The organism is Meiothermus luteus (genome assembly GCF_003574085.1).
In the GTDB taxonomy this organism is placed as follows: Bacteria; Deinococcota; Deinococci; order Deinococcales; family Thermaceae; genus Meiothermus; species Meiothermus luteus.
Map to the genome: position 1 here is coordinate 1 of NZ_QWKZ01000193.1, position 1,925 is coordinate 1,925.

Annotated in this window: 3 protein-coding genes and 1 riboswitch; all 3 genes read left to right on the forward strand. The window is 68.5% G+C overall.

The window, feature by feature from the left end:
• Positions 1–172 precede the first annotated feature (172 nt).
• Positions 173–282, forward strand: a riboswitch (TPP riboswitch).
• Between the two features lie 69 nt (positions 283–351).
• Positions 352–972, forward strand: coding sequence for a thiamine phosphate synthase (gene thiE, locus Mlute_RS15145; protein WP_119361334.1), 621 nt, complete (start codon positions 352–354; stop codon positions 970–972).
• The gene (thiS, locus tag Mlute_RS15150) at positions 959–1,153 is read left to right on the forward strand and encodes a sulfur carrier protein ThiS (RefSeq protein WP_039456710.1); all 195 of its coding nucleotides are present in this window, start codon (positions 959–961) and stop codon (positions 1,151–1,153) included. Before thiE ends, thiS begins: the two co-directional genes overlap by 14 nt.
• Positions 1,154–1,925: thiazole synthase (locus tag Mlute_RS15155; RefSeq protein WP_147371137.1), on the forward strand; the 772-nt coding region annotated here is incomplete at its 3' end.

Below are 1,925 nucleotides of genomic sequence, written 5' to 3' on the forward strand. Positions count from 1 at the left end.
AGCAGCAGGTCTTGCCATTGATGTTGGGTCCTCAAGGGCTCGCGGGGGTCGGGTATCTGGGCTAGATAGGGTAGTGGACTGGGAATGGAGACCGCTTGCATATGTGGTTACGATAAAAGCCTGGCCACAAAAAGCCGCGCGAACACCGGCCATCTCGTCGTGGTATACTGACCCCACAGGCTAGGGGTGCCCCAATGGAGGGGCTGAGAGCTGGGTTCTTCCCAGCAACCCTTGGAACCTGATCCGGGTAATGCCGGCGGAGGGAAGCCTATGCGGAAGACCCAAATCCCCCAAAACCCAACACCCCGTGGGCCGCGTGGGCTTTTCCCGCTGGCCTGAGGGGGTGGAAGGTTGCTTGGGAGGCTCTACCTGGTGGTGACCCCAAGGCCGGGGTGGTCTAGGGAAACGATTTTGGACCGCACCGAGCGGGCCCTTGGGGGCGGCGTGGAGGTTTTGCAGCTTCGGGCCAAGGACTGGGAGGCGAGGCCCATCCTGGAGCTGGGAGAGCGGATGCTGGCCTTGGCCAAGGGCTACGGGGTTCCCTTTTTCCTCAACGACCGCCCGGACCTGGCCGCCCTCCTGGGGGCGGACGGGGTGCACCTGGGGCAGGGGGACCTCACGCCCGAGGAGGCGCGGCGCTTCTTCCAGGGCTTAATCGGCCGCTCCACCCACGCCCCGGAGCAGGCGCTAAAGGCCCTGGATGAGGGGGCCGATTACCTTTCCGTGGGGCCGGTGTGGGAGACGCCCACCAAGCCGGGGCGGAAAGCGGCGGGGCTGGGCTACGTCCGCTTTGCGGCGGAGCACCTGGGGGAGAAGCCCTGGTTCGCCATCGGCGGCATTGACCTCACCAACCTGGACCGGGTCCTCGAGGCTGGGGCGAGGCGCGTGGTGGTGGTTCGGGCCATCCTGGACGCCGAGGACCCCGAGGGCGCGGCCAAGGCCTTCCGGGAGCGGCTTTATGGTGTGGCTTAACGGCGAGCCCAAGCCCTTGGAGGGCAGGACGCTTAAAGAGGTCCTGGAGGAACTGGGCGTGGCCTTGGAACGGGTCGCCGTCCTCCTCAACGAGGAGGCCTTCCCTGGGGCTGAGGTGCCGGAGCGGGTCTTGAAGGAGGGCGACGTGGTGGAGGTGGTGGCCCTGATGCAGGGGGGCTAGATGGATAGCTGGAAGGTGGGCGACCGGGAGCTAAAAAGCCGCCTCATCCTGGGGTCCGGCAAGTTCAAGGACTTCGGGGTGATGCGGGAGGCCATAAGGGCGGCGAGGGCAGAGGTGGTGACGGTTTCCGTGAGGCGGGTGGAGGTGGGGGCCCCGGGGCACGTGGGGCTTCTGGAGGCCCTGGAGGGGGTGCGGCTTCTCCCCAACACCGCCGGGGCCAAGACGGCGGAGGAGGCGGTGCGCCTCGCCCGGCTGGGCCGCCTCCTCACCGGGGAGAACTGGGTGAAGCTGGAGGTCATCCCCGATTCCACCTACCTTCTCCCTGACCCCTTGGAGACGCTCAAGGCCGCGGAGAGGCTTTTGGAGGAGGGCTTCGTGGTCCTGCCCTACATGGGGCCCGACCTGGTCCTGGCCAAGCGGCTTGCCGCCCTCGGCACCGCCACGGTGATGCCCTTGGCCGCCCCCATCGGCTCGGGCTGGGGGGTGAGGACCCGGGCCCTTCTGGAGCTCTTCGCCCGGGAGCGCCCAAGCCTCCCCCCGGTGGTGGTGGACGCCGGGCTTGGCCTTCCCTCCCATGCCGCGGAGGTGATGGAGCTCGGGCTGGATGCCGTCCTGGTCAACACCGCCATCGCCGAGGCGGAGGACCCCGTGGCCATGGCCGAGGCCTTCCGGCTTGCGGTGGAGGCGGGGAGGAGGGCCCATCTGGCAGGCCCCATGCGGCCAAGGGAGGCGGCGAGCCCCTCGAGCCCCACGGAGGGGGTGCCCTTGGGGA

What these genes read in the sequence shown, in the direction of transcription:
- thiS (WP_039456710.1), top strand. Translation starts at nt 959, where the DNA reads ATGGTGTGGCTTAACGGCGAGCCCAAGCCCTTGGAGGGCAGGACGCTT.